Annotated in this window: 22 protein-coding genes and 1 pseudogene; 9 read left to right on the plus strand and 14 right to left on the minus strand. The window is 63.0% G+C overall.

What is annotated here, in order from left to right:
- Position 1: 1 nt before the first annotated feature.
- The 9 genes and pseudogenes from ACFVHU_RS01910 to ACFVHU_RS01950 form a co-directional block, all read right to left on the minus strand.
- Positions 2-1273 carry an MFS transporter gene (locus ACFVHU_RS01910; RefSeq protein WP_388022149.1) on the minus strand — a complete coding sequence of 424 codons (1272 nt, stop codon included), beginning with the start codon at positions 1271-1273 and terminating at the stop codon, positions 2-4.
- A gap of 450 nt (positions 1274-1723) precedes the next feature.
- Positions 1724-2083 carry a hypothetical protein gene (locus ACFVHU_RS01915; RefSeq protein ID WP_388022151.1) on the minus strand — a complete coding sequence of 120 codons (360 nt, stop codon included), beginning with the start codon at positions 2081-2083 and terminating at the stop codon, positions 1724-1726.
- A gap of 531 nt (positions 2084-2614) precedes the next feature.
- Complete coding sequence (gene nrdF, locus ACFVHU_RS01920; protein WP_105658533.1) at positions 2615-3589, minus strand: class 1b ribonucleoside-diphosphate reductase subunit beta; 975 nt, start codon at positions 3587-3589, stop codon at positions 2615-2617.
- 214 nt (positions 3590-3803) lie between these two features.
- Positions 3804-5942, minus strand: coding sequence for a class 1b ribonucleoside-diphosphate reductase subunit alpha (gene nrdE, locus ACFVHU_RS01925; RefSeq protein ID WP_105661397.1), 2139 nt, complete (start codon positions 5940-5942; stop codon positions 3804-3806).
- Complete coding sequence (gene nrdI, locus ACFVHU_RS01930; protein WP_105658531.1) at positions 5939-6424, minus strand: class Ib ribonucleoside-diphosphate reductase assembly flavoprotein NrdI; 486 nt, start codon at positions 6422-6424, stop codon at positions 5939-5941. Before nrdI ends, nrdE begins: the two co-directional genes overlap by 4 nt.
- A 42-nt stretch (positions 6425-6466) precedes the next feature.
- The gene (gene nrdH, locus ACFVHU_RS01935; protein ID WP_013349130.1) at positions 6467-6697 is read right to left on the minus strand and encodes a glutaredoxin-like protein NrdH; all 231 of its coding nucleotides are present in this window, start codon (positions 6695-6697) and stop codon (positions 6467-6469) included.
- Between the two features lie 514 nt (positions 6698-7211).
- Positions 7212-7949, minus strand: a complete 738-nt coding sequence (locus tag ACFVHU_RS01940) for a YggS family pyridoxal phosphate-dependent enzyme (RefSeq protein WP_332488753.1) — start codon at positions 7947-7949, stop codon at positions 7212-7214.
- Between the two features lie 75 nt (positions 7950-8024).
- Positions 8025-9749, minus strand: a complete 1725-nt coding sequence (gene poxB, locus ACFVHU_RS01945) for a ubiquinone-dependent pyruvate dehydrogenase (RefSeq protein ID WP_105658529.1) — start codon at positions 9747-9749, stop codon at positions 8025-8027.
- Between the two features lie 321 nt (positions 9750-10070).
- Positions 10071-10454, minus strand: a pseudogene (locus ACFVHU_RS01950) (Cmx/CmrA family chloramphenicol efflux MFS transporter); the annotation flags it as partial.
- Between the two features lie 84 nt (positions 10455-10538).
- Between ACFVHU_RS01950 and ACFVHU_RS01955 the strand changes: the two are divergent.
- Positions 10539-10898: a cupin domain-containing protein gene (locus ACFVHU_RS01955; protein ID WP_332488756.1), complete on the plus strand. Its 360-nt coding sequence runs from the start codon at positions 10539-10541 to the stop codon at positions 10896-10898.
- Here the strand turns inward: ACFVHU_RS01955 and ACFVHU_RS01960 are convergent.
- Positions 10895-11956, minus strand: coding sequence for a PLP-dependent cysteine synthase family protein (locus tag ACFVHU_RS01960; RefSeq protein ID WP_388022155.1), 1062 nt, complete (start codon positions 11954-11956; stop codon positions 10895-10897). The genes ACFVHU_RS01955 and ACFVHU_RS01960 overlap by 4 nt on opposite strands.
- A gap of 60 nt (positions 11957-12016) precedes the next feature.
- On the opposite strand from ACFVHU_RS01960, the gene ACFVHU_RS01965 reads away from it, so the two are divergent.
- Together ACFVHU_RS01965 and ACFVHU_RS01970 are read left to right on the plus strand one after the other, a co-directional pair.
- Positions 12017-12805, plus strand: a complete 789-nt coding sequence (locus ACFVHU_RS01965; RefSeq protein WP_105661401.1) for a hypothetical protein — start codon at positions 12017-12019, stop codon at positions 12803-12805.
- Positions 12806-12922: 117 nt separating this feature from the next.
- Positions 12923-13270 (plus strand): hypothetical protein, encoded by a 348-nt coding sequence (locus tag ACFVHU_RS01970; RefSeq protein WP_105658525.1) that lies wholly within the window; start codon positions 12923-12925, stop codon positions 13268-13270.
- 73 nt (positions 13271-13343) lie between these two features.
- Here the strand turns inward: ACFVHU_RS01970 and ACFVHU_RS01975 are convergent, their stop codons facing one another.
- Positions 13344-15878 (minus strand): esterase-like activity of phytase family protein, encoded by a 2535-nt coding sequence (locus ACFVHU_RS01975; RefSeq protein WP_388022157.1) that lies wholly within the window; start codon positions 15876-15878, stop codon positions 13344-13346.
- Between the two features lie 178 nt (positions 15879-16056).
- Between ACFVHU_RS01975 and ACFVHU_RS01980 the strand changes: the two genes are divergently transcribed.
- On the plus strand, positions 16057-16902 hold the full coding sequence (locus ACFVHU_RS01980) for a 3-hydroxyacyl-CoA dehydrogenase (RefSeq protein ID WP_219844345.1): 846 nt from the start codon (positions 16057-16059) through the stop codon (positions 16900-16902).
- On the opposite strand, the gene ACFVHU_RS01985 is transcribed toward ACFVHU_RS01980, so the two are convergent.
- Positions 16899-17309 carry a hypothetical protein gene (locus tag ACFVHU_RS01985; protein WP_388022159.1) on the minus strand — a complete coding sequence of 137 codons (411 nt, stop codon included), beginning with the start codon at positions 17307-17309 and terminating at the stop codon, positions 16899-16901. The two genes, ACFVHU_RS01980 and ACFVHU_RS01985, sit on opposite strands and share 4 nt — an antisense overlap.
- 30 nt (positions 17310-17339) lie before the next feature.
- Between ACFVHU_RS01985 and ACFVHU_RS01990 the strand changes: the two genes are divergently transcribed.
- Complete coding sequence (locus ACFVHU_RS01990) at positions 17340-19022, plus strand: ABC-F family ATP-binding cassette domain-containing protein (RefSeq protein WP_105661405.1); 1683 nt, start codon at positions 17340-17342, stop codon at positions 19020-19022.
- Between the two features lie 101 nt (positions 19023-19123).
- Here ACFVHU_RS01990 and ACFVHU_RS01995 read toward each other — a convergent pair whose 3' ends face one another.
- Complete coding sequence (locus ACFVHU_RS01995) at positions 19124-19468, minus strand: helix-turn-helix transcriptional regulator (RefSeq protein ID WP_105658520.1); 345 nt, start codon at positions 19466-19468, stop codon at positions 19124-19126.
- A gap of 115 nt (positions 19469-19583) precedes the next feature.
- Between ACFVHU_RS01995 and ACFVHU_RS02000 the strand changes: the two genes are divergently transcribed.
- From ACFVHU_RS02000 to ACFVHU_RS02015, 4 genes are read left to right on the plus strand one after another with little or no spacing between them, the layout of a single operon-like run.
- Positions 19584-21173, plus strand: coding sequence for an ABC transporter substrate-binding protein (locus tag ACFVHU_RS02000; protein WP_388022162.1), 1590 nt, complete (start codon positions 19584-19586; stop codon positions 21171-21173).
- On the plus strand, positions 21170-22174 hold the full coding sequence (locus ACFVHU_RS02005; RefSeq protein WP_105661406.1) for an ABC transporter permease: 1005 nt from the start codon (positions 21170-21172) through the stop codon (positions 22172-22174). Before ACFVHU_RS02000 ends, ACFVHU_RS02005 begins: the two co-directional genes overlap by 4 nt.
- Positions 22167-23771: an ABC transporter permease subunit gene (locus ACFVHU_RS02010; RefSeq protein ID WP_388022164.1), complete on the plus strand. Its 1605-nt coding sequence runs from the start codon at positions 22167-22169 to the stop codon at positions 23769-23771. The genes ACFVHU_RS02005 and ACFVHU_RS02010 overlap by 8 nt, the downstream gene beginning before the upstream one ends.
- Positions 23768-24502 carry an ABC transporter ATP-binding protein gene (locus ACFVHU_RS02015; RefSeq protein WP_388022166.1) on the plus strand — a complete coding sequence of 245 codons (735 nt, stop codon included), beginning with the start codon at positions 23768-23770 and terminating at the stop codon, positions 24500-24502. The genes ACFVHU_RS02010 and ACFVHU_RS02015 overlap by 4 nt, the downstream gene beginning before the upstream one ends.
- On the opposite strand, the gene ACFVHU_RS02020 is transcribed toward ACFVHU_RS02015, so the two are convergent.
- On the minus strand, positions 24452-24640 hold the full coding sequence (locus ACFVHU_RS02020) for a hypothetical protein (RefSeq protein WP_388022168.1): 189 nt from the start codon (positions 24638-24640) through the stop codon (positions 24452-24454). The two genes, ACFVHU_RS02015 and ACFVHU_RS02020, sit on opposite strands and share 51 nt — an antisense overlap.
- Positions 24641-24833: the final 193 nt, after the last annotated feature.

Genomic DNA, 24833 nt, shown 5'->3' on the forward strand with positions numbered 1-24833 from the left:
CCTACTCGTGAACAGTTCCAGCGCTATTAGACTTCATATTCACAGCGATCATGAACATCGCGAAAATCAACAGCACCACGGCCAGTCCGCGGAACCCTACAGCTGCCAAAATTGGGCCAGCGGTGAGACCGCCAAGCACACCAGCCAGATTCATGCAGAGGTCCGACGTGCCCTGCAACTTCGGACGTTCGGCAAGGCCAACTGATCCAGTAATCATCGTTGCGCCTGCAACCGTCGACGCCGACCAACCGAGGCCTAGACTAAGCAACGCCAAAGTTGTCACGGTATGGTTCTCTGCATTGCTCCATACCAAGATGCTTGCGGTAACTAGCAACGCCTGCCCGGTAAAGATGACCGTTCGTGGACCTAGCATATCTGTGAGCCAGCCAAAGACTGGTGAGAGCGCATACATCCCCGCAACATGGACCGAAATGGTGATCCCGATGAGCGTGAGGCTTGCCCCTTGATGCTGCATGTGAATTGGAGTCATCGACATCATGGACACCATATAAAGATGAGTCAAGGCGACGGTAAGCACGGCATACCTGGCAGCAGAAGTGTTTCTTAGGATGCTCCAGCCGCGGCGGCGAAGCTGAACCTCGCTCGCTTGGGCAGCCGCCTGACGCTGTGCGATCTGCAACGGATCGGGACGCAAGCCCAGCCAATAAATAAGAACCCCTACCAGCTGGGCGCACATCGCAATAAGAAAGCCACCGGTAAACGGTGGAAGGCTAATGAACTGCGCTAGCTCTTCTCCAGGTTCAAATAAATTCGGGCCGATGACTGCACCCGCAGTTGTTGACCACACAACCAGGGAAAGGTCACGGCCTCGTGTAGCCGTGGTGGACAAGTCGGTGGCGGCGAATCGAGATTGGAGGTTCATTGCCGAACCTGTTCCCAGAACCAGCATTCCAAGCAGCAGCAACGGCCAGTATCTCAGAAAAGCTGCGGCAATGATGACGACAACACCGCTGGCTGCCAGCAATGCGCCGGTCGACAGCGAAATACGCCGGCCGAACTTCTGGGCAAGCAATGCCAAAGGCAACGCCATGATGGCAGCACCTAAAGTATTCATGGTCGCGGCCATGCCAGCCAATGCATCGAGTCCGGAAATGCTTACGATCAGCAGCGACCCCAAAGTCAGGGTTGCGCCACCGCCTAGACCTCCAAGAATTTGTCCCGCAGCGAGGACGGAAATCGACTTGCGTCGAATCCGCTGAATCTGCTGGTCATCCAATGAACGCTGTTCATCCGAAGTGGATTCGATCTGCACATTGACTCCCCCGCATTTATAGCTACCTGTACTGTCTAAGTATCTACTATTTATCTCCGAGCGTTGAGTGCGCCGCTGTGCATGACTATGGACCCACCGAAGCTGGGCTATAGCCGGAGTGGTCGCATCCCCATGAATTTCCAATTCAATGGGCTAGGTAACTCACCTTGATTGCGGATCCGCATCTTTCGACGCTCGAATAATACTGGCGTATCGCTCTGCCGGGTCAGCAGGCAGTCCCACTTTAAGTTCACGGTTCACATCAACAGCGAACACCTCTGCGGCTCCGGATTGGAGTCCATCTCGCGGTCTTCAGACCCCAGTTTGGCTGAGCCGTCGGCGAAGGCGCAAAATTTCGGACCCGTATGTGAGATCGGTCCTTTCGAATAGGGCAACGGCGGCGCATGCTTCTCTGGAAGCATACCGAGATTGCTATTACGCCTACTCAAGTTACTCGTTTTCACGAATCGCTGCCGTAGGCAGCTTACCTTTCGCTGCCTCAAGACCACTGCCTCCAAAGCTCAAAATACGTGCCTTGTCCGGCGCAGTCTCGATCGTTTCCATGACGTGCACCGCGAAGAGCGCCACTTGAGCTTCAAATGGTTCCATTTGAGGCCAGAACTCTTCGCCACCAGGTTGAGCCGCGTGATTGAGCACTTCTTCGAAAGTGCAGTCGAATGCGTATAGCTCTTGGGAGTCGGCATACCGCAAGAATACGTATCCATCTTCAGCAGGAGGCACAATAAAGACCTCGCCAAGCCCCGATAATTGGTGTTTCAATCGCTCCAGTTTGCCTGGCAAGCTAGGCATTTGGACCCCCATTTTGCTTTGGCAGAGAACCATAATGATGCAGCGATCTGATTATTCGACCGCCGTGCTGAGGTCTCTCTCTTCTGCTTTTGTGGCCGAAGGAGTTTTTGCCTTAAGAGGCTGGACTCGCGTGGATGCTAGTCAAACCCCGTTGCTCACGATACCTGCGAAATCTCGCCATTTCGCGTTCATCTGCGGTTGCGGGCCAGGTTGCTTCCGCCCAAGCCATAATTCCCCGCGATCTGGCGGTTGTCCTTGTCTCGATGGGGATACTGCGAGAACGAACTCCAGATTTCATAACCGCTGCTCACCGCGCAAACGGGACATTTGTCCACGCACCGGGTTCGCACGTGATAACCATTGGCGTTTCCAACACCACAGGCTCCCCAAGATCTTGCTCGGTCCACCGCTGACGTACCGTTAGCCCAGCCGGATTCGTCAACTTCGGAACAGCTTAAATGCCAGCAGGCCCGGACTCTGCATGAGTCCGGTCCTGCTGGCCATCACCAATTAGGCTGAAGATTTTCTAGATTAGAAATCCCAGTCTTCGTCTTCGGTGTTCACTGCCTTGCCGATCACGTACGACGAACCGGAGCCGGAGAAGAAGTCGTGGTTCTCATCAGCGTTCGGGCTCAACGCAGCCAAAATCGCTGGCGACACGTCGGTCACGGTCGATGGGAACATCGCCTCATAGCCCAGGTTCATCAGCGCCTTGTTGGCGTTGTAGTGCAAGAACTTCTTGACGTCCTCGGACAGGCCTACCGGATCATAGAGATCGTGGGTGTACTGGACTTCATTTTCGTACAGTTCATACATCAGCTCGAAGGTGTAGTCCTTCAGCTCCTGCTTGCGCTCCTCGGTCTCGTTTTCTAGACCCTTCTGGAACTTGTATCCGATGTAGTAACCGTGAACAGCTTCGTCGCGGATGATCAGGCGGATCAGGTCTGCAGTGTTGGTCAGCTTCGCATGCGAGGACCAGTGCATTGGCAGGTAGAAGCCCGAGTAGAACAAGAACGATTCGAGCAGGGTCGAAGCAATCTTGCGCTTCAGTGGATCTTCGCCGTGGTAGTAGCTCTCAATGATCTGAGCCTTCTTCTGCAGGTTCACATTTTCAGTGGACCAGCGGAAGGCTTCGTCGATTTCCTTGGTCGATGCCAAGGTCGAGAAGATCGAGGAGTAGCTCTTTGCGTGCACCGATTCCATGAAGGCAATGTTGGTGTACACGGCTTCTTCGTGTGGGGTGATCGCATCTGGAATCAGCGAAACAGCGCCAACGGTGCCCTGCAAGGTATCAAGCAGGGTCAGACCGGTGAAGACGCGCATGGTCAGCAGCTTCTCGTCTTCGGTCAGGGTTCCCCACGACTGGATGTCGTTGGACAGCGGCACCTTCTCCGGCAGCCAGAAGTTATTGACGAGGCGGTTCCAGACCTCTACGTCCTTGTCGTCCTGGATACGGTTCCAGTTGATTGCCTCAACCTTGTTGGTGAGCTGAATCTTCTCGGTCATTGCCCCTCATCGAAAAGCTAAATCGTATTAAGAACTTTGCTTACAACTCTACCGTTCTTTCGAACGCCGCCTGTACAGCAAGGCCCCAAGTTATTGTCAGATCGCTGACACGATCTGAGGTCGTTTTGATATGCAACAGCTGCCGTTGGACGAAACCATGCGGCAGCTGTTGCGTGATGCCATTGCCCGGCTAACCGGTCAATGGATCAAGGTCTTACAGTGCGCAGGAAACGCAGCCTTCAACCTCGGTGCCTTCCAGCGCAAGCTGGCGAAGGCGGATGTAGTACAGGCTCTTGATGCCCTTGCGCCATGCGTAGATCTGGGCCTTGTTGATGTCACGGGTGGTGACAGTGTCCTTGAAGAACAAGGTCAGCGACAGGCCCTGGTCTACGTGCTGGGTTGCGGCAGCGTAGGTGTCAATGATCTTCTCGTAGCCGATTTCGTAAGCGTCTTCGTAGAAGTCGATGTTCTCGTTGTTCATGTAAGGAGCCGGGTAGTAAACGCGGCCGATCTTACCTTCCTTGCGGATCTCGATCTTCGCTGCGACCGGGTGGATCGAGGAAGTCGAGTTGTTGATGTACGAGATCGAACCGGTGGGAGGAACTGCCTGCAAGTTCTGGTTGTAGATGCCGTGCTCCATGACAGAAGCCTTCAGCGCCTTCCAGTCTTCCTGGGTAGGAATCTGCATGCCGTCGAACAGTTCGCGCACGCGCTCGGTAGCTGGAACCCATTCCTGCTCGGTGTACTTGTCGAAGAATTCACCCGAGGCGTACTTCGAGTTCTCGAAGTTATCGAAGGTCTCGCCGCGCTCCATGGCGATCTTGTTCGATGCAGTCAGTGCATGGAACAGGATCGTGTAGAAGTAGATATTGGTGAAGTCGATGCCTTCTTCGGAGCCGTAGTAGATGTGCTCGCGGGCCAGGAAGCCGTGCAGGTTCATCTGGCCCAGGCCGATGGCGTGCGACTTGCTGTTGCCGTCAGCAATCGAAGGAACCGAGGCGATGTAGGACATGTCCGAGACTGCGCTCAGGGCACGGATGGCGATGTCTACCGAGGTAGCCAGATCCTTGCCGTCCATGGCCTTGGCGATGTTCATCGAACCGAGGTTGCAGGAGATGTCCTTGCCGACGGTCTTATAGCTCAGGTCGTCAGAGAACTCCGAAGCGGAGGAAACCTGGAGGATTTCCGAGCACAGGTTCGACATGGTGATGCGGCCGGCAATTGGGTTGGCCTTGTTCACGGTGTCTTCGAACATGATGTACGGGTAACCGGACTCGAACTGGATCTCGGCCAGGGTCTGGAAGAACTCGCGGGCGCTGATCTTCGTCTTCTTGATCCGAGCGTCGTCTACCATCTCGTAGTACTTCTCGGTGACGGAGATTTCGCTGAACGGTACGCCATAGACGCGCTCGACGTCGTACGGGCTGAACAGGTACATGTCTTCGTTCTTGCGAGCCAGCTCGAAGGTGACATCCGGAATAACAACACCCAAGGACAGGGTCTTGATACGGATCTTCTCATCAGCGTTTTCGCGCTTGGTGTCCAAGAAGCGGTAGATATCCGGGTGGTGTGCGTTCAGGTAAACGGCACCTGCGCCCTGGCGTGCACCGAGCTGGTTTGCATAGGAGAAGGAATCTTCAAGAAGCTTCATCACCGGGATGACGCCGGAAGACTGGTTCTCGATCTGCTTGATCGGCGCACCGTGCTCACGCAGGTTGGTCAGCGACAGGGCAACGCCACCTCCGCGCTTGGACAGCTGAAGCGACGAGTTGACTGCGCGGGCAATCGATTCCATGTTGTCTTCGATGCGCAGCAGGAAGCAGGAGACGAGTTCGCCACGCTGTGCTTTGCCGGCGTTCAGGAAGGTTGGGGTGGCAGGCTGGAAGCGGCCTTCAATGATTTCATCGACCAGGTGCATGGCCAGCTTTTCATCGCCACGTGCCAGGTGCAGGGCAACCATGCATACGCGGTCTTCGTAGCGTTCCAGATAGCGCTTGCCATCGAAGGTCTTCAGCGTGTACGAGGTGTAGAACTTGAAGGCGCCCAAGAAGGTTTCGAAACGGAACTTCTTGCCGAAGGCGTGCTTGAACAAATCCCGGATGAAGTTCATCGAGTACTGATCGAGGGTTTCACGCTCGTAGTACTCGTGCTTGACCAGATATTCAAGCTTCTCATCGAGGTCATGGAAGAACACGGTGTTGTTGTTCACGTGGTCCAAGAAGTACTGGCGAGCCGCGTAGCGGTCCACCTCAAACTGGATCTTTCCATCTGGTCCGTAAAGGTTCAGCATGGCGTTGAGGTCGTTGTAGCTCAAGCCCTGGAACTGGGCTGGGAGCTCCTTTGAGCTATTCATCGTTGCTGCCGGTTCTGCGACGCTGGTGTCCAAAAGGTTTCAAGCCCTTCTTTGACGTTGAGAACGTCTTCTGAGGTTCCCATAATTTCGAATGTGTAAAGCACGGGTACGTTGCATTTCTCGGCAATGCGTTTTGCCGCAATGCAGTAGTACTCGCCAAAGTTTGTGTTCCCTGCACCGATCACGCCGCGAAGATTCACGCGGTTCGCTTCATGCCGCAGGAACTTCATGATCTGCGGCATGATCGAGCGCTTGCCACGCTCTCCGCCATAAGTGGGTATGAGCAGCACGTACGGTGCAGTTGAGATCAGCTGCGGTTCGGTCGCATAGACCGGAATCCGTGCGGCATCCATCTCAAGTTTGTCCACGAAACGCTTGGTGTTCTCCGAAACAGATGAAAAATAGATCAGTTTCGAATCGGTGAGTTCCAGCGGTTCCTGGGCCTCAGCATTTTGCCTATCGGCAAGCGCTGCAGGTGACATTGCTTTTCGCCTCCACTACAAGCTAGCGGATGGAATTCTTGATTAGTTGGCTGGAGCCAGCAGCTCGATCTTGTCTGGGCGGAAGCCCGACCAGTGATCGTCATCGGTGATTACGACAGGTGCCTGCATGTAGCCCAAGCCACGAACGTGCTCCAAAGCTGCCGCATCCTGAGAGATGTCTACCTTGTTGTACTCGACACCCTTCTTATCCAGCGCGCGGTACGTAGCGTTGCACTGAACGCAGGAAGGCTTCGTGTAAACCGTGATGGCCATGTCCCTGATCCCCTTTAAAAAGTCTTGGTTTCGGCTAAGATCCCGGATTTTCGGAAAAGTCCTAGCCATCCTCTCGGATGCCTCAAAACCACTGTTTCGAGGTGCTTCTGGTGCGAGCCGCACCGACGGGTTCAATACTACATCTTGTGTTTGGCGGGTCAAGCGGCCACAACATGATGTATTACAAGTATGTCATTCATCCACGGCAACGTCCACAGGAACTGTGGATATTAACCCCCGTTTAAACCGCGATTTCTCGCGGACTCGAGACCTTTGTCCACAGGTTGGCAGAAGTCCGCTGTGGGTTAAAAATTCTTCTTGTGAGATGTTCGTCGGCGTGTTCTGCACCCTCCATGTAGTTCGGGGTACACGGTGTGCACCACTACATGTAGTGTCGCCCCTGGCACCCACAGTTTGGCCGACGCACGACCGGCTGTGGAGAACGCGCAGCAAGGGCAGCTGGCGATTTGCCAGCTGCCCTTGCAACGAAGCTCAGTGGCGACGCAGAAGCGACTTAGTCCGGGTAGGTGCGGGCACCGAAGATTCCCTGGCCTACACGCACGATGGTGGCCCCCTCGGCGATGGCCAGCTCGTAGTCTCCGCTCATGCCCATGGACAGGTGCTGGAAGCTTTCAGGAGCATCCTGCTGCAATTGGTCACGGGTTTCGCGCAGCAACGCAAAGCTGCCACGGATAGATGCTTCGTCCTTGGTATTTGCGGCCATGGTCATCAAGCCCACTGGCGTCAACCGATCCAGCGGCGCCAACCCGCCAAGCAAGTCCGCTGCCCCAGCAGCTTCGATGCCTGATTTGCTTTCCTCGCCGGAGGTATTGACCTGGATGAAGACTTCAAGCGTCCGATCCTCTGCCTCCAAACGGCGTTGCAGGGTCTGTGCCAGTTTCAGCGAGTCCAAGGCATGGAACTCATCAGCGAACTTCGCCACGAACTTCGCCTTGTTGGTCTGCAAGGGACCGATAATCGCATAACGCAGGTGCGGGAAATCCTCGCAGAAGTGCTCGTACTTGCCTTGGGCCTCTTGGACCTTATTTTCCCCCAGCGTGTCCACACCGGCAGCAATGGCCAATGCCAAGCGCTCGAAATCGATGGTTTTGGTGACCGGCAGCAGCCGAACCGAGCCAGCGTCGCGGCCGGCAGCCAGCGCCGCCGCGGCGATCTTCTGGTTGACAGCAGCCAGGTTGCGGGTGAAATCCTCGATGGTGGCCGCGTGGGTAGCGGCAGGTTGCGAAGCCAAAGCGCCAACTTTCTTGATGTCACAAACGTGTTGCTGGTGCCAAGGGCACCAGCAACAAGCATAGGCATAAAAGGACTAGAACAATTGCCGCCAATTGGTTTTAGCCAGATTCAGCAGCTCGTCGCCACGCCCGGAGAGCACGGTGCGTATGGCATACAAGGCAAATCCCTTGGCTTGTTCCAACTTGATTTCCGGTGGCATCGACATCTCCTGGCGGTCGGTCACCACATCCAGCAGCGCAGGACCGTCATGGGCCAGGAATTCTTGCACCGTGGCTTCAAGCTGCGCCGAATCATCTACCCGGTAGCCCTTGAGCCCCGAGGCGGTAGCTACGGCCCCGAAGTCGGGGTTGTGCAGATCGGTGGCGTAGGTGACGAACCCGGCGGCCTTCATTTCCAGTTCCACGAAATTCAGCGAGGAGTTGTTGAACACCACGATCTTGATCGGCAGCTTGTTCTGCGTGGCGGTCAGCAGCTCACCGAGCATCATGGCCAATCCGCCGTCACCGGCGAACGCGATAACCTGGCGCTGCCGGTCAATTGCCTGGGCGCCCAGGGCATGGCACAGTGCGTTGGCCATGGAACCGTGGTTGAAGGAGCCGAGCACCCGTCGCTTGCCGGTCATGGTCAGGTAGCGGGCTGCCCAAATCACCGGAGATCCCACATCGGCGGTGAAAATCGCATCCTCATCTGCGTGCTGGTCGATCAGCCGGGCCAGATACTGCGGATGGATTGCAGCACCCGGCTTGGAGGGCGTGGCGAGCTCGTCGAGCTTCGTACGGGTCTTGCGGTAATGCTCCACCGCTGTCTCCAGGTGCTTGCGGTGGGTCTGCACCGGCAGCAGCGCATCCAGAGCCGCCGCGGTGTCCTTCACGGTGCCCACCAGCGGGATGTCCACCCGGGTGCGCTTGCCGATCTGCTCGCCGCGGATATCCACCTGGATGATGGTCGCGTCCTGCGGGTAGAACTGCTGGTAGGGGAAGTCGGTGCCCAGCATCAGGAGCACGTCGCATTCGGCAATCGCCTTGGCGCCCGAAGCGAAACCCAGCAGGCCCGTCATGCCCACATCGAAGGGGTTCTCGTACTCGATATGCTCCTTGCCTCGCATCGCATGCACGATCGGCGCGCCGAGCTTGCCAGCCAGCGCGATCACCTCATCATGGGCTCCTGCCACGCCCGCACCAGCCAGAATGGTGACCTTGCGCGAGCCTTCGAGGATCTCCGCGGTGCGCTCGAGCTCGTCTTCATTGGGCAGCACCCGCGGGTTGGTCTTGGTGATTTCCTGGGTGGGCGTGCGTTCCATCTCCGCCAACGCGACATCGCCGGAAATCACCAGTACTGCCACGCCGCGCTTCTCGATGGCCTCGCGCATCGCAATGCGCAGCATGCGCGGCATCTGCTTGGGGTCGGAAACCTGTTCGGCATAGACCGAGCAGCCACGGAAGACTTCCACCGGGTGGGTCTCCTGGAAGTAGTTGGAACCGATCTCCTCGGTAGGGATGTGCGCTGCAATCGCCAGCACCGGCACGCGCGAGCGGTTCGCGTCGTACAGCCCGTTGATCAGGTGCAGGTTCCCCGGACCGCAAGAGCCGACGCATACCGTCAGCTCTCCGGTGATTCCGGCTTCGGCCGCCGCGGCGAAGGCAGCGGCTTCCTCATGGCGGTGGTGGACCCATTCGATCCGCCCGTTCTCCCGCAATGAATCGGTCAAGCCGTTCAGGGAATCCCCCGGAAGGCCGTAAATCCGGCGCACTCCCTGGGTATCGAGCTGTTCAATCAGGTGGTCGGCTACGGTAGGCAAAACATTCCTCCTGCACACAATTTTCCAGTAGGTCTATTCTTCACCCTACTGCGCCAGCCACCTTGTGTCATGGGTTTTTGACGCTGCCGAAGGTTCCTCCCAACACACCGGCAGGTGGCGCACGCAACGAGCGCTGCCTACCGGGCAACGCCGGCTACCCCGCACCGGTGCACCCAGGTCCACCGCGCCTTCTTTCCCGGCATCCCGGGGCCTGTGGGCGAAGCGCGCCGCGGCGGATCATCGATGGGAGCCAGCCGTGGTATCCAACAGCATGCGCCGGCTCAGCAGCATGGCCAAGGGAGCGGCCGCCGCCAATGCCCAGGCCGCGTAGAGCACCCGCGCAATCACGGTGCTGCCGACGCCGAAAATCAGGAAACCCTGGATGAAGACAAGGCAGAGCAGCGCCATGGGATGCGACGCGGTCCAAGCCAACACGACCCAACCGGCCAGCAGCAGCGGTCCTCCGGAGAAGAGCACCAGGCCCGGTCGCCGATCCGATAGCCGCCCTGCGCTGGTTACGCCGAGGAAGGATCCGAGCCCGAACAGGACCAGCGCGGCCCAAACCCATCCCTCGGCCACGCCGGCGGTGATAGCCGCAACCGGCGCGATGAAGGTGAACGCCGCGAAGGTGCCCCCGTTGACCAGCGCTCCCAGTGCCATGGCCAGGATGAGCGGCCGCGTGGCCAACTGGCTCAGTTCGGCACGCACCGCGTCACCGCCCGGTGGACCGGGGCGTTGCCCGCCATTGGATAGGCTGGAAGCTGCAGCAGAGAACTTCAAGGAGAGACGATGCCCGAACCGCGCCGCATGGCCAATACCACCGAGCTGGCCGCCGGAGAAACCAACGGAGCGATCTGGAAGCTGGAACCCGGGCAGCGCGACCTCGACGCCAACGTGATCTCGCTGGCCCCGTCCGGAGAGATCGGGGAGCACCAGGGCCCGGAGCTGGACGTGGTGCTGCACGTCTTCGCCGGCTCCGGGGTGCTGCATACCGCCAGCGGATCCATCGAGCTGGCCATCGGCGACATCATCTATCTGCCCGCCCGCTCCCAACGGCGCTTCGTGGCCGGCGAAGCGGGCCTGGGCTACTTCTCGGTGCACCAGCGCAAGAAGCGGGCCGGGCTCATGCCCGCCCTGCGTGGCAGCTAGCTCCAGGCCCCGGTCTGGATGAAGCGCTCCAGCTGCGCGGCGTAGGGCTCCAGGTCCAGGCCCTGCTCGGCCACCCACTGCTCGTTGTAGTAGGTGTTCGCGTAGCGCTCGCCGGAGTCGCAGATCAGCGTCACCACCGAGCCCTGCTCGCCGCGTTCGAGCATCTGGGCGATGATCCCGAACGCCGCGTAGAGGTTGGTCCCGGTGGAGCCGCCGGCAAAGTAGCGGGTCTTGGCGCGCAGGAAATGCATGGCTGCCAGCGAGGCGGCGTCGGGCACCTGCACCATCTGGTCGATTACCCCGGGCACGAAGCTCGGTTCCACGCTGGGCCGGCCGATCCCCTCGATGCGCGATCCCTGCCCCGTCGCGTAGCCCATGTCCCCGGTGCGCCATCCCCCGTAGAAGGAGGAGCCTTCCGGATCGCCCACGCAGATCCTGGTTTCGTGCCGCTTGTAGCGCGCATAGCGCCCGAAGGTGGCGCTGGTGCCGCCGGTCCCGGCACCGACCACGATCCAGCTGGGGATCGGGTGGGTTTCGGCGGCCATCTGCGCGTACACCGACTCGGCAATGTTATTGTTCCCGCGCCAATCCGTCGCCCGCTCGGCATAGGTGAACTGGTCCAGGTAGTAGCCGCCGGTTTCGGCCGCCAGCGCGCGGGCCGCCTCATCGACCTGGCCGGCCGCGTCCACCAGGTGGCAGCGCCCGCCGTAGAACTCGATCAGCTCGATCTTCTCGCCGCTGGTGGATTTGGGCACCACCGCGATGAAGTCCAGCCCCAGCATCCGCGCGAAGTAGGCTTCGGAAACGGCCGTGGATCCGCTGGAGGCCTCCACCAGCGTGGTGCCTTCGCCGATCTTCCCGTTGACCAGCCCGTAGAGGATCAGCGAGCGTGCCAGCCGGTGCTTGAGCGAACCGGTGGGGTGCACCGACTCGTCCTTCAAATAGAGCTCGATCCCCCAGTGGGCGGGAAGTTCGAAGCGATGCAGGTGGGTGTCGGCGCTGCGGTTCGCGTCAGCGTCGAGCAGGGAAATGGCACGGCGTACCCAAAGATCTGTCATGGCTCCACTCTAACCGTGGCGAACGGTTTTAACCCTTGGCGGCGTGGTACCTTCGGAATCGTGAAAAGAAGGCTGGTTACCGGCGGTTATGCCGCCATCATCCTGCTCGGCTTGGGCTGGGCGGCGTGGGCGGTGCTTTCCGCCGCCGGGCTGGAAACACTCGCCGGCGGGTGGATGGGGCAGGACGCCACCGTCACCTCGGTGCCGCGCATCGGGCAGCTGCCCTGGTTCGGGCTGATGGCCGCAGTGGCGTTCTATGCGATTTGGCAATGCCTGCCGCAAGAACGCACCGGGTTCCATCGGCGGCTGCGCCCCTGGGTGCTCGGCGCGGTGCTGTGCAATGCGCTGTGGGTGGCGTTCTTGGAGCGCGACCGCATCGGCACTTCGCTGGTGTTCGGCCTGCTCCTGCTGGCATTGCTGATCCGCATCGTGGTGATGATCGGCAAGACCCCTGCCCTGCAGCAAGTGGACCGGTGGATTACCCGCGCCAGTTTCGGGCTGTTCACCGGGTGGCTTTCGGTGATCGTGCTGGCCGAAACTGTCGCCTTCGCCGCCCTGTCCGGGGCCGACGCCAGCTCCCTGATGTTCAAGGGCGCCTGCGCCCTGTCGGTGCTGCTCCTGGCGCTGTTCCTCAGCGCGGTGAGCTTCAAGAATCCCATGGGGATCTACCTGAACGCCGGCGCGCTATGGGTGATCGGCTGGATCATCGTGGACCGCTACACCGGCCACGCCACCTCTCCCGGGTTTGCCACGGTGCTTTCGATCGCGGCGATACTGATGCTGCTGTGCCTGCTCAGCGCGCTGCGGACCCGCATTCGCAAGCTGCGCCCGCCCGCAGCCTCCCAGTAAATTCCCAGTTCGCAGTCAGCGCAACGGCGCGGCCTTGAGTGCCCACCCCCGGCTGGCTAGGCTGGGAGCTGAGACCTCAAGGTCCACCAGACTCAAGGTCCATCAGAGAGGAACAACATGTCGAAGACTGCCAAGAGCTTGAAGCAAGTTGAAAAGTCGCTGGCGAAACTCGCCAAGGCTGCCAAGGAAGAGCTGCCGAAGGAAATCCGTGGCGGCTGGAACGAGGCCGTCTCCGGTGTCAACACCGAAGCCATCAGCAAGGCCGGCGCCAACCTGATCGAGAATGTCGGCGGGAATTCCAAGGCCGCCAAGCGTGCCCGCGCCTCGGTGGAGAGCGCTGTGCAGGCCGCGCAGAAGAACCTCGCCGCCCAGGACAAGAAGTCCGGCAATGGCGGCAAGTTCCTGGTGATCTCGCTGATCATCGCCGTCGTGGCCGCGGTCGTGATTTCGCAGAAGAAGAACTAGCTGTCAATACCGAAGGCGTGGCACCTGCATAGGTGCCACGCCTTCGCTGTTTTCCTGGTTCCTTCCGCTCGGCCTACTTCGCCCGGGCCCGTGCGGTCTTGAGGGCCGCCGCGGCGCCGAGCAGCGCGATCACCGCGCCCACCGGAATCAGCCAGAAGCTGTTCGCACCGGTATCGGCGAGGTGTTCGCTGGCTTCCGGCTGGGCTGGATCCGCGGCCTGCGGCGCCTGGGACTGGCCAGCTTCCCGGGTCGGATCCGGGACCTGCGAAGGATCGTGCGATTCCCCGCTCGGCTGCGGCGAGGGGTTCCGGGTTGGTTCCGCGGCTAGCTCTTCGCCCTGGTCTTCACCCTGTTCTTCGCCTGGCGCGTCGCTTGGTGCCTGGCCGGCCAGCTCGAAGACCTCTTCCACCGCACCGAGGTTCGCGAAGACGGTCTCGCCGGTGGCCTCATCCACCGCATCGTTATCGGTCACCATGTAGAGGTGGCCATCGGCTACGGCCAGCCCCTCCAGCTTTTCCTGGGTCCATCCGCTGGTTTCCTGCAGGGCAGGCAACGCATCGGCCGCCAGCTTCTTCTCGACCAGCGGCACCTCTCCGGCTACGGCTTGCGGAAGCCGGAACTGGTAGACCGCCTTGTGCTTGGCGTTCGGACCCACCTGGTTATCGCGTTCGATCACCGCATAGGAGCCATCGGGCAGGGCGGTGATTTCCGACAGGCCATTCCATGCACCTTCGGCAGCCGCGTCCAGCCGGTAGCCGTACCAGCTGAATTCCCCGGTGGACGGCAGGTACTTGCCCAGGCGGACGAAGTCCTCGCCGGGCAGTTCGCGCTGCACGGCGAACACTACTTCTTCCTGTTTCCCGGAGCCGGTCGCGGCAATGCCTTCCAGCCCGTGCTTGCCCAGCCCCGCCAGTGCAGGCAGCGCGACTTCTTCTTGCACCGCACCGGCCGCGTCGATGCGCACCAGCAGGTTTTCCGCCCCGGTGGCCCCTTCATGGGCGGCCCAGAAACCGCCCTCCGCGCGGGCGGCAATGCCTTCCAGGTCCAGTTCGGTACTGGCCGAGGTCACCGCCATCGAGGATTCCACGGTGGCCGGGGTGCCGGCGCCCAGGGTGTAGATGCGTGGTTCGTACGCGTTGTCGCTGACCGCGAAGAGCTGCGAAGCATCGGCCGGGTTGGCCGACAGGCCGCTGAGCGCACCGAATGGCACCGGATCGGCGGCATCCGAGGACAGCTGCGGGAACTGCGGCGCGGCGGCGCCGAAGGAGTACAGGGACACCGCCGAGCGCACCTGGCCCTCATCGGTTTCCGAGGCGATGGCCAGCAGGTTGCGCCCGGGGATCGGCAAGATCCCTTCCGGGCCGTTGGTGGTCGGCAAGCTTTGCAGATAGCGCGGGCTGGATGGCTCGGACAGGTCGTACACGGCCACGAAGTTCCCGCGTTCGGCCGCGATGAATCCGTAGTCCACGCCGCCGAATTCGGCGATGGCCAGCCCTTCGGGCTCAACGCCCTTCTTCCCTGCGCGCTGCTCCGGGAACAAGCCCTGGGATAGCGCGAGGTGCTCGAAGCTATTGCCGGCATCCCACACCACGTCGCCGGTGGCGGAATCGAAGATCGTGAATCCGCGGCTGCCGCCCTTCCAGTCGCCCTCATTGGCCGTGGCCAGATAGCGGTCCTGGATCCAGCCGATGGCATCGGGCTCGCGCGGCACGCCCTTCAGCTCCCCGCTGGGATCGAGCACGCCGTCCTTTTCGGTGTCGATCCCCGCCAGATCCACGGTCCCGGTGCTGAAGGCGCCGGTAATCCCGCCCGAGGCCAGGTCCACCAGCACCACGCCGTTGTTTTCCTGGAGGGTTGCCGCCAGCTGGTTCTTCTCGTTGATCGTGACGTACTCGGGCTCGGGGTCTTGCGGGGTGTCGAGACCGGCCGCGGCCAGCAGCGGCAGCGCAATCGGTTCGGTGCGGGAACCGGAGGTGAGCGGGACTTCGCGCAGCTTCCAGCCGGCCGGGTCCGCGCCTTGCAGGTCCATGATGGCGATCGATCCGGCCGGGGCTTGCGGCAGCGCGCCTTCGCCAGCGTCCTCGTCGCGTTCATTCTCGATGGCGATGCCCGCGTAGGCACCGTCGGCAGACAGCGCGATGGAATCGGGCTGGCCTGGCAGCGCAAAACTGTGCACCAGCGTGCGGTCGGCAATCCGCACCACATCCACCCGCCCCGAGGGGTCGCTGTAGCTGGCCGAGGTGTTCACCACCACGAACACGTAGTCGCCGTAGGCGGCCACGCTGGTGGGCTCGTCCTCGGCGCTGCCCAGCTGGTGCAGGCCCAGCAGGCCCAGGCCCTTCGGCGCGGCAGGGTTGGAAATGTCCAGAAAGCCGACGCTGCGCGAGAGCGCATCGGAGTAGATCAGCGTGTTGCCGTCCGCCGATACGGTGGAGATTTCTGCGGCGGTCTGGGCCGCGGCGCCCTCGGGATGGTTCTGGTAGACCGGGTAGGTGGCCTCGCGTTCGAAGTACTCCCCCGGGTCCGCGGCGGCGGCTAGCGGCGACAGGCTCGCGGCGATGACGGCGGCGGCCAGGACTCCCGGGGCCTTCTTGGATATGCGGTGCACGTAGTTCTCCCCCATGCTGGTTGCGGATGACTCCCCAAGAGTTCCAGCACCACCTAGCCAGAAAGTGAATGTTCGGCAACTGGCAGCCAACCAGCAGGTGTCGGGCGTTCTCCCGCTCACATTTAGTTGAAATGGCGCAACTAAAAGCGGAGAGTGAAGCTGTACCCCAAGGAGAATCATGGAACTGCAACGCATCACCGTTCTGGGCACTGGCGTGCTCGGAGCACAAATCATCTTCCAAACCGCCTACCACGGCTTGCCCGTCATCGGCTACGACATCAGCGAGCAAGCGCTGGCCGCCGCAAACCAGCGGCTGGATGCCCTGGTTGCGCAGTACGCCCAGTACTTCGGGAACCCGCAGAAGGCCCAATCCGCCCGCGAGTCCATCGAACTGACCAGCGATCTGGCCGACGCGGTGCGGGAGGCCGACCTAGTCATCGAGGCGGTGCCCGAGAATCTGGAGATCAAGGCGCAGACCTACCGGAAGCTGGCCGTGCTGGCCCCCGAACAGGCCATATTCGCCACCAATTCATCGACCCTGCTGCCCTCGGATATCGCCGAGTTCACTGGCCGCCCCGGACAATTCCTCGCCCTGCACTATGCCAACCGCATCTGGTCCAACAACACCGGCGAAGTCATGGGCACACCAGCAACCACCCCCGAAGCCTACGAAGCAGTGGTCGATTTCGCCGAGCGTACCGGGCTGGTCGCGATCCGGGTGCTCAAGGAGCAGCCGGGCTACGTGCTGAACTCGCTGCTGGTCCCCTTCCTGCAGTCCGCCAGCCACCTGCTGGTCAACGGGGTCGCCGATGCGCAGACCATCGACAAGACCTGGAAGCTGGGCACCGGAGCGCCGCATGGTCCGTTCGAGATCTACGACATCGTGGGGCTGAACACCGCCTACAACATTTCCCGTGCAGGCGATGCAACCAGCCAGAAGTTCGCCGAGCTGCTCAAGACCCAGTACATCGATCAGGGCAAGCTCGGCGCAGCGGCCGGCGAAGGGTTCTACAAGTACAACTAGCCGCCGCGGGGCGCGCCACCAGGCAGGGGCGCGCCCTCATCCCAGTCGGCCAGCGGCGGAAGGCTCTTCGGATCCGCTACTTCCAGTCCCACCACGATCCAGTTGTGGTCGAAATCCGTGACTTCGGGAACATGCAGGGTATCGACCACCGGGACAGGGCCACCTGCCAGTCCCCCGGCCTTCGCCGCACGTTCATGATCCCGGTACTGGATGCGCACCACCCGGGCGGCGACTGCTGCCACGGGCACCCCCGTGCCATCGAAGGTGCCGTGGTCATCGAGCTCGAAGGAAATTTCCCCGCGCCCATTGCGCACCTGGGCCAGCTGCCAGCGCACGTGATCTCCTACCGAAAACGCTGAATGGCAGCAGGCATGGAGCGCTCCGTAAATTTCTACTGTGATCTGCATGTTCGGCAATCTACCCGATAGGATTGCCGGGTGGCCCATATAGACGTGACAGACATCCAGTATTTCCTTTCCGACGGCACCCAGCTTCTGGGCGGCGCGGCCTTCAAGGTCACCGCCGGCTCCAAGACCGCGCTGATCGGACCCAACGGCACCGGCAAGACAACCCTGTTCAAGATCATCGCAGGAGACCTGAAGGCCGACGAAGGCTCCATCAACCGCACCGGCACCCTGGGCATCATGCGCCAGTTCGTCGGGCAGGTGCGCGACGACTCCACGGTGAAGGACCTGCTGCTGTCCACCGCCGCACCGGCTTTGGCCCAGGCCGCCGCCAAGGTCGCCGAGTACGAGGCCAAAATGCTCACCAGCGAGGACGAGAAAGTCCACATGCGCTACGCCGAGGCGATCATCGAGTGGGGCGACGCCGGCGGCTACGAGCTGGAAACCACCTGGGACAAGGTCTGCATGGCCGCCTTGGGCATCGGGTTCGACAAGGCCGGGGACCGGCTGGCGCGCACCCTGTCCGGCGGCGAGCAGAAGCGCCTGGTCCTCGAAGCGCTCTTCGAAGGCAACGACGAACTGCTGCTGCTCGACGAGCCGGATAACTACCTTGACGTGCCCGGCAAGCGCTGGCTGGAAGAGATCATGTCCCGCTCCAACAAGACCGTGCTGTTCATCAGCCACGACCGCGAGCTGCTGGACAACGCCGCCACCCGCATCGTGACCCTGGAACCGGGCCACGGCGGGGCCACCGCCTGGGTGCACGGCGGCGCGTTCGGCTCCTATGTGGAAGCCCGCAAGGAGCGCAACGAGCGCTTCGAGGAGCTGCGCAAGCGCTGGGACGAGGAGCACGCCAAGCTCAAGGAACTGGTCAACATGTACAAGACCAAGGCCGCGTTCCGCTCCGACATGGCCAACCGCTACCAGGCGGCCACCACCCGGCTGGAGAAGTTCCTGGAGGCCGGTCCGCCGCAGGCGATCCCGCTGGAGCAGAACGTGCAGATGCGGCTGAAGGGCGGGCGCACCGCCAAGCGCGCGGTCGTGGCCGAAAAGCTCGAGCTGACCGGGCTGATGAAGCCCTTCAATACCGAAATCTGGTTCGGCGACCGGGTGGGCGTGCTGGGTTCGAACGGCTCGGGCAAGTCGCACTTCCTGCGCCTGCTGGCCTCCGGCGGATCCGACCCGGAGCGCGAGCACCTGCCGGTCTCCGATGTGGTGATCGCCCCGGTGGCGCATGCCGGCACGGTGAAGCTGGGAGCGCGCATCCGCCCGGGCTACTTCGCCCAGACCCACAGCCGCCCGGACCTGTTTGGCCGCACCCTGCTCGAAATCCTGCACCGCGGCGACGAGCACCGCTCCGGAATGCCGCGCGAGGCGGCGGCCGGAGCGCTGGATGGCTACGGGCTGGCAGCGCAGTCCGAGCAGAAGTTCGAATCGCTCTCCGGTGGCCAGCAGGCGCGGTTCCAGATCCTGCTGCTGCAGCTGTCCGGGGCGACCCTGCTGCTGCTCGATGAACCCACCGATAACTTGGACCTGCATTCGGGCGAAGCGCTGGAACGGGCCATCGACGCGTTCGAGGGCACCGTGCTGGCGGTGACCCACGACCGCTGGTTCGCCCGCGGCTTCGACCGTTTCCTGGTCTTCGGCTCCGACGGCACCGTCTACGAGTCCGACGAGCCGGTCTGGGACGAGGCCCGGGTGCAGCGCAAGCGCTAATCCCAGGGAACTGCCCGCGGGCATGGGTCCGGCACAATATGATGCCAAGCCCGTGCCTTCAGTTGCGCCTTCTGCGTTCTGCGGCGCGTTTGCACGCGGGACTAATGCTCGGGGTGCAGGTGAGAATGCGGGGCGTCCATCTGGTGCAGCAGCTGATGCACGCCGGGGTGCACCAGCTCCCAGCGGCGGTACTTTCCATCCCGCTGCACCTGAACTACCCCGGCCTTGCGCAACGTGGCCAACGACTGGGTCACGGTGTTTGCGCCCAGCTGCGCGGCATCGGCCAGCTGGGTGACCGAGGACAGCGGCGCGGCGTGCATGGCAATCAGTATTTTCATGCGGGTGGCATCCGCGCACAGGGCGAACACGTCGATCCAGTCCTGCAGCGATTCCTGCACTTCCTCCAGGGCGTTGGCGCCCACCTGGCCGCGCTCGGACTCAGGCATGCCGCCCCCGCGAAATAGTGGTTGGCAAAATCACCACGCAACCCCTCATCTGTGTGATCAAACACCTGTAGTCTGTGAACATCTACCCCACGCACCGCTCGGAAGGACCTCGTTCGTGCACAGCTACGTCCGGCGCGCCGCACTGATGCTCCCCATCCTACTGGCCACCGCAGGCTGCCAGGCCGCCGTCCCCAGCGACGACGTGCTGCTGCTGACCCCTGCGCTGCCCGAAACCCTGAATCCGCTGGCAGGTTTCGACAACAACGGCACGGGCAAGATCAACGAATCGCTGTATACCCTGGACGGGGAAACTGGCAGCCTGCCGAATTTGGTGCCGCTGCTGGCCGAGGGCGAACCGCAGATCAGCGCCGACGGGCTGCGCTGGAGCATTGCGCTGCAGCCCGGCATCAGCTTCAGCGACGGCAGCGGCTTCGACGCCGGGGATGTGGCCGCCAGCTACCGGGCCATCCTGGACCCCGCCAGTGCCTCGCCCATCGCCGGCGTGCTGGAAAACCTCGATACGGTGCGTGCCGTGGACGAGCACACCGTCGAATTCACGCTCAAGGAGCCCCAGGTCTCCTTCAAGACCGCACTGCTGATCGGCATCGCCCCTGAAGAACTGATCGCCGACGGGCCGGTGAGCAATTCCAGCCTGAACCGCACCCCGGTGGGTACCGGCCCCTACACGGTGCAGAAATTCGATTCCGCCCAGCTGGTGCTGGGTGCCAATCCCGACTACCGTTCCGGCGCCCCCGACGTGGCCCGGGTGGTCTACGAGCAGTCAGCCGACGACAACGCCCGCTCGCAGGCACTGGCAGGCGGCGGCTACACCGGCACCGTGCTGCCTCCGCGGCTAGCGGCCAGCTTCGCGGATCGCGACGGCTTCGAGGTGGTCACCGCAACCAGCGCGGACTGGCGCGGCATCTCGCTGCCCGCCGACCACCCGTTCACCGCCGATCCTTCCGTGCGCCTGGCGCTGAACCTGCTGGTGGACCGCCAAGCGCTGATCGACGGGGTGCTGGCGGGCTCCGGGCGCCCTGCCTACACCTTCGTCCCGGCCCAGTACGGCAAGGCCTACAACTCTGACGCCGTGTTCGCCCACGACCCCAAGCGGGCCGAGCAGCTGCTGGAGCAGTCGGGGTGGACGCTGGACGGCTCGATGCGCTCCAAGGACGGCCAGGACGCCGCATTCACGATCATGTACAACCCGGGCGACACGCTGCGACGGGACCTGTCCTTGGCCTTGGCCGCCCAGCTCAAGGAGCACGGCATCACCGCCGAGGTCGTGCCCGCCACCTTCGACGAAGCCGAGCCGCGCATCGGCACGGACGCGCTGATGCTGGGCGGCGGCGACACCCCTTACGATGTGGACACCCAGCTCTACAAGATGCTGCATTCAAGCTACCCGGAGGACGGCGCCTACTACGACAACCCCAGCCGCTACGCGAACGCGGCGATGGACCGGCTGCTGCACATCGGCCGGACCAGCACCGACCCAACGGCCCGCGACCAGGCCTACCGCAAGGTCCAGGAACTTTACGTCAAGCAGCCATCGATGCTGCTGCTGGCCTTCACCGACCACAACTACGTGCAGCGCAGCGACGTCCATGAGACGTGGAACACCGCCGGCACCCTGCTCGAACCCCATGACCACGGCACCGCATGGGGCCCGTGGGTGAAAATCGGCCAGTGGACCGGCAAATGAGCCTGACCGTCCTGCGCCCGCGAGGCGTGCCGCGGCTGCCAAGAGCCGGGCTGCTGGTGCTCCGCCGGATGCTGCTGGCCATCCCGCTGACCGCGGGGCTGACCGCAGTGGTGTTCTTCTTGGCTTCCGTCGCCCCGTTCAATCCGCTGGCTGCCTATCTGGGCAGCCGCTACGAGCACACCGGCGCCGCCGAACGCGCGGCCCTGCGCGCCGAGCTGGGCCTGGACGACTCCTGGTTCGGTGCCTGGCTCGGCTGGCTGGGCTCGGCGGTGCACGGCGAGCTGGGCACCTCGCGCATGCTGGCCCGGCCGGTCACCGAGGTGCTCGCCGAGCGCGTGCCCTATACCCTGCTGCTGATGCTTGCCGGGCTGCTGCTTGCCGTGGTGCTCGCGGTACTGCTGGCCTGTGCCGCTGGTCTGTGCCGCGGCGGGTTGGCCGACCGCGCCACCACCTGGATCGCCCAGCTGGCCCAGGCCATCCCGCCCTTCGTGCTGGCGCTGGTGTTCATCGCTGTGTTCTCGCTGCGGCTCGGGCTTCCCACCGGCGGCGTGGCGCCTCCAGGGCAGGAGCCGACCGCCGGGTCGCTGGCCGTGCACCTGCTGCTGCCGGCCACGGTGATGGCCATCAGCCTGCTGCCCTGGCTGGTGCTGAACCTGCGGGCCTCCATGTTCGATCTGCTGGACTCGGATGCGGTTCTCGCGGCTCGGGGACGCGGCGAGGGAGCCGGACGGATCTTGGTGCTCGAGGTGCTGCCCGGCGCCCTGCTGCCCTTCATCACGGTGATCGGCTCCCGCCTGGGCGAACTGATCACCGGAGCGCTGCTGGTTGAAACGGTGTTCGGCTGGCCCGGGATTGCCTCGGCGGTGATCGATTCCGCGGTGTCCGCGGACTTCGCGCTGCTGGCCGCGGTGACCGCCTGCTCGGCGCTGGCCGTGTTCCTGGGCAATGCCCTGGCCGACGCCGGCTACCTGCTGCTTGATCCGCGGGTGGGCGATGTCTAGCATCATCCGTGATTCCCGCTTGCTGCCGCTGGGCATCATCCTGCTGGCCGTGGTTTATGCGGTGCTCGTTCCGTTCTTCTCCCCCGAGGCGGTGGAGAACATCGACCTGGCCGCGGTGTACCTGCCGCCGGGGGCCGAGCATTTCTTCGGCACCGATCAGCTCGGGCGCGACGTGTGGGTGCGGGCCGCGGCCGCGCTGCGGCTGTCGATGCTGCTCGCCGTCGCATCGGCGCTGTCCTCCACGCTGCTGGGGGTGCTGGCCGGAGCCCTGTCCGCCACCGCCGGCGGGCTGGTGGACCGGATCACCACCCGGCTGGTAGACAGCGTCAGCGCGATCCCGCACCTGCTGCTGGGTGTGGTGATCCTGGCGCTGTGGCCCGGGCAGGGGTGGGCGATCATCCTGTCCATCGCGCTGACCCACTGGACCCAGGTGGCGCGTATCGTTAGGGCCAGGCTGTTGGCCGAACGGGAGGCCGGATACGTCAAGCTCAGCCGGGCCTCCGGCGCCCGGCCGCTGGCGCTGTGGTGCACGCACCTGATTCCCGCGGTGCTCCCGCAGGCGGGCATCGCCGTGGTCCTGCAGCTGCCCCATGCCATCTGGCACGAATCCGCGCTGTCCTTCCTAGGCGTGGGGCTGCCGCCACAATCCGCGTCGCTGGGTTTGCTGCTGGAGGACGCCCGCACAGGCATCCTGGTCGGCGCTTGGTGGATGCTGGTGTTCCCGGCCGCGCTGCTGGTGCTGCTCAGCTGGTCCTTTGCCGCCCTGGCGCACCCACAGCCGCAACGCCGCCGCTCCGCGCGGCGCCTCGATTCTCTCGCTCCGCGACGAAAGGGCGGTGCCGCAGAAAAAGCCGATGGGCATCCGCTTCCACGGGGCGCAGGCTTGGTCTTGCGGGGATTGTCGGTATGGAGCAAGGATTCCCCAGAACGCTCCGTGCTGCTGGATAACGTCAGCTTCACTGCCGCCGCCGGAGCGGTCAACGTGGTCATGGGTGCTTCGGGCGCAGGAAAGACCATGCTGCTGCGCGCCGCCGCCGGGCTACTGCCTCAATCGCTGGAATCCACCGGCAGCGTCCTCGTGCCGGGAACCGCTGGCGGGCTCTGCCATGCCCCCAAGCTGGGTGAAGATCTGGTTTTCATTCCCGGGTCGGCGGCCACGGCGCTGAACCCGGTGCTCAGCGTGGGCACCGCCTTGCGCCGCGTACGCCGGAGCCACGGCCTGGACAGCTCACCGGCCGCGCTGGCGGCGGTGTTCAAGGACTTCGAACTGGTTCCCGAACTGCTCCATCGCTACCCGCACGAGCTGTCCGGAGGCCAGGCCCAGCGTGTAGTGCTGGCCCTGGGCTTGGCATCCCGCGCCAGTTGCGTTGTGCTGGACGAGCCCACCAGCGCCCTGGATGCGGATACCGCGGCGGCCATCGCTCGGATCCTGCGCCGCTTGGCGGACACCGGGTGCACCATCGTTATGGTCACCCACGACGCTGAACTGGCCGCGGAACTCGCCGACACGCTGACCGTGGTCAGTGATGGGCAAGTGCTCGCATCCGCTTCCGGCGACGGGCAGGTCATCCCGGAATTGGAGGATAGCACCCCATGAGCCTTGAATTGTCTGCGGTGAGCCACCGCTATGCCAAGAACGTCCCCAGAATCCTGGATCAACTGGACCTGGAGGTCACGTCCGGCTCGGTGATCGGTCTGGTCGGGCCCTCGGGTGCCGGGAAGTCCACCCTGCTGGCCATCGCCTCGCTGATGCTGGCCCCGACAGAGGGCAAGCTGCGCATCGACGGCCAAGCGGTACCTGCCCGAGGGCACGTCCCGGCCGAACTGCGCCAGCGCATCGGCATCCTGCCGCAAAACCCGCGCAGCTTCGCGAACCCCCGGCTCACCCTGGGCGCGATCATGGCCGAGCCGTTAGCCCTGCGCGACGGGCTGGCGTTCCCCCGTCCGGGCCGCTATCGCCGCGAGCTGGAGGAACTGGCCCGGGAGGCGAGCCTTGAACCGGCGCTGCTGGAGCGGAAGCCCGGGCAGGTTTCCGACGGGCAGCTGCAACGAGCCCTGCTGGGCAGGGCGTTGGCCCTGGACCCGGCGCTGCTGGTGTGCGACGAGCCGACGTCAGCCCTGGATCCCGGCACCACTGCGCAGATCTTCACGGTGCTGCGCGAGCGGGCTCGAGCCGGGGCGGCGGTGCTCATCGCCTCCCACGACAATGCCTCGCTGGCCGAGCACTGCGATTCGATCCACCAGCTGTCGGCGCTGCGGCGCCCAGACCAAGAGGCACTACTTGGACTCCCCGCCCAAATGCCAAGCGATGATGTCGAGCGCAGGTAGCGGTGTAATCGGCACGTCGGGCTCCACCAACTGGGGAATTTCCAGCCAGAATTCGTGGTGGCCCTGCAGATCAGCCTGCACCTCTGGCAGCCAAGCCAGAATGAAATCGCGGTCGGAGCGCTTGTTGTCCCCTAGCATCCGTTCCTGATGCAGCCTGCGCACCCGGCGGCCAAAGAGTGGAATCAGCTCGGGATTTTGCGATGCACCACCATGGCCAGTTTATCGGATTGACTTGTGGGGTCCGGGGCTAGTCAAGGACACCAAAATGATCAGCAATAGCGTCAAGCTGCGGTTGGCCCGCGTCGCTCAGCGCTCCGGACAGGCGCAGGTA

This window comes from Glutamicibacter sp. NPDC127525, from assembly GCF_042672105.1.
GTDB lineage: Bacteria > Actinomycetota > Actinomycetes > Actinomycetales > Micrococcaceae > Glutamicibacter.

Bases quoted from the DNA above. Each gene is read 5' to 3' on its own strand.
- ACFVHU_RS01915 (WP_388022151.1), bottom strand. From the start codon at position 2,083: ATGCCTAGCTTGCCAGGCAAACTGGAGCGATTGAAACACCAATTATCG.
- nrdF (WP_105658533.1), bottom strand. From the start codon at position 3,589: ATGACCGAGAAGATTCAGCTCACCAACAAGGTTGAGGCAATCAACTGG.
- nrdE (WP_105661397.1), bottom strand. From the start codon at position 5,942: ATGAATAGCTCAAAGGAGCTCCCAGCCCAGTTCCAGGGCTTGAGCTAC.
- nrdI (WP_105658531.1), bottom strand. From the start codon at position 6,424: ATGTCACCTGCAGCGCTTGCCGATAGGCAAAATGCTGAGGCCCAGGAA.
- nrdH (WP_013349130.1), bottom strand. From the start codon at position 6,697: ATGGCCATCACGGTTTACACGAAGCCTTCCTGCGTTCAGTGCAACGCT.
- ACFVHU_RS01955 (WP_332488756.1), top strand. From the start codon at position 10,539: ATGCCCGAACCGCGCCGCATGGCCAATACCACCGAGCTGGCCGCCGGA.
- ACFVHU_RS01960 (WP_388022155.1), bottom strand. From the start codon at position 11,956: ATGACAGATCTTTGGGTACGCCGTGCCATTTCCCTGCTCGACGCTGAC.
- ACFVHU_RS01970 (WP_105658525.1), top strand. From the start codon at position 12,923: ATGTCGAAGACTGCCAAGAGCTTGAAGCAAGTTGAAAAGTCGCTGGCG.
- ACFVHU_RS01980 (WP_219844345.1), top strand. From the start codon at position 16,057: ATGGAACTGCAACGCATCACCGTTCTGGGCACTGGCGTGCTCGGAGCA.
- ACFVHU_RS01985 (WP_388022159.1), bottom strand. From the start codon at position 17,309: ATGCAGATCACAGTAGAAATTTACGGAGCGCTCCATGCCTGCTGCCAT.
- ACFVHU_RS01995 (WP_105658520.1), bottom strand. From the start codon at position 19,468: ATGCCTGAGTCCGAGCGCGGCCAGGTGGGCGCCAACGCCCTGGAGGAA.
- ACFVHU_RS02005 (WP_105661406.1), top strand. From the start codon at position 21,170: ATGAGCCTGACCGTCCTGCGCCCGCGAGGCGTGCCGCGGCTGCCAAGA.
- ACFVHU_RS02010 (WP_388022164.1), top strand. From the start codon at position 22,167: ATGTCTAGCATCATCCGTGATTCCCGCTTGCTGCCGCTGGGCATCATC.
- ACFVHU_RS02015 (WP_388022166.1), top strand. From the start codon at position 23,768: ATGAGCCTTGAATTGTCTGCGGTGAGCCACCGCTATGCCAAGAACGTC.
- ACFVHU_RS02020 (WP_388022168.1), bottom strand. From the start codon at position 24,640: ATGCTAGGGGACAACAAGCGCTCCGACCGCGATTTCATTCTGGCTTGG.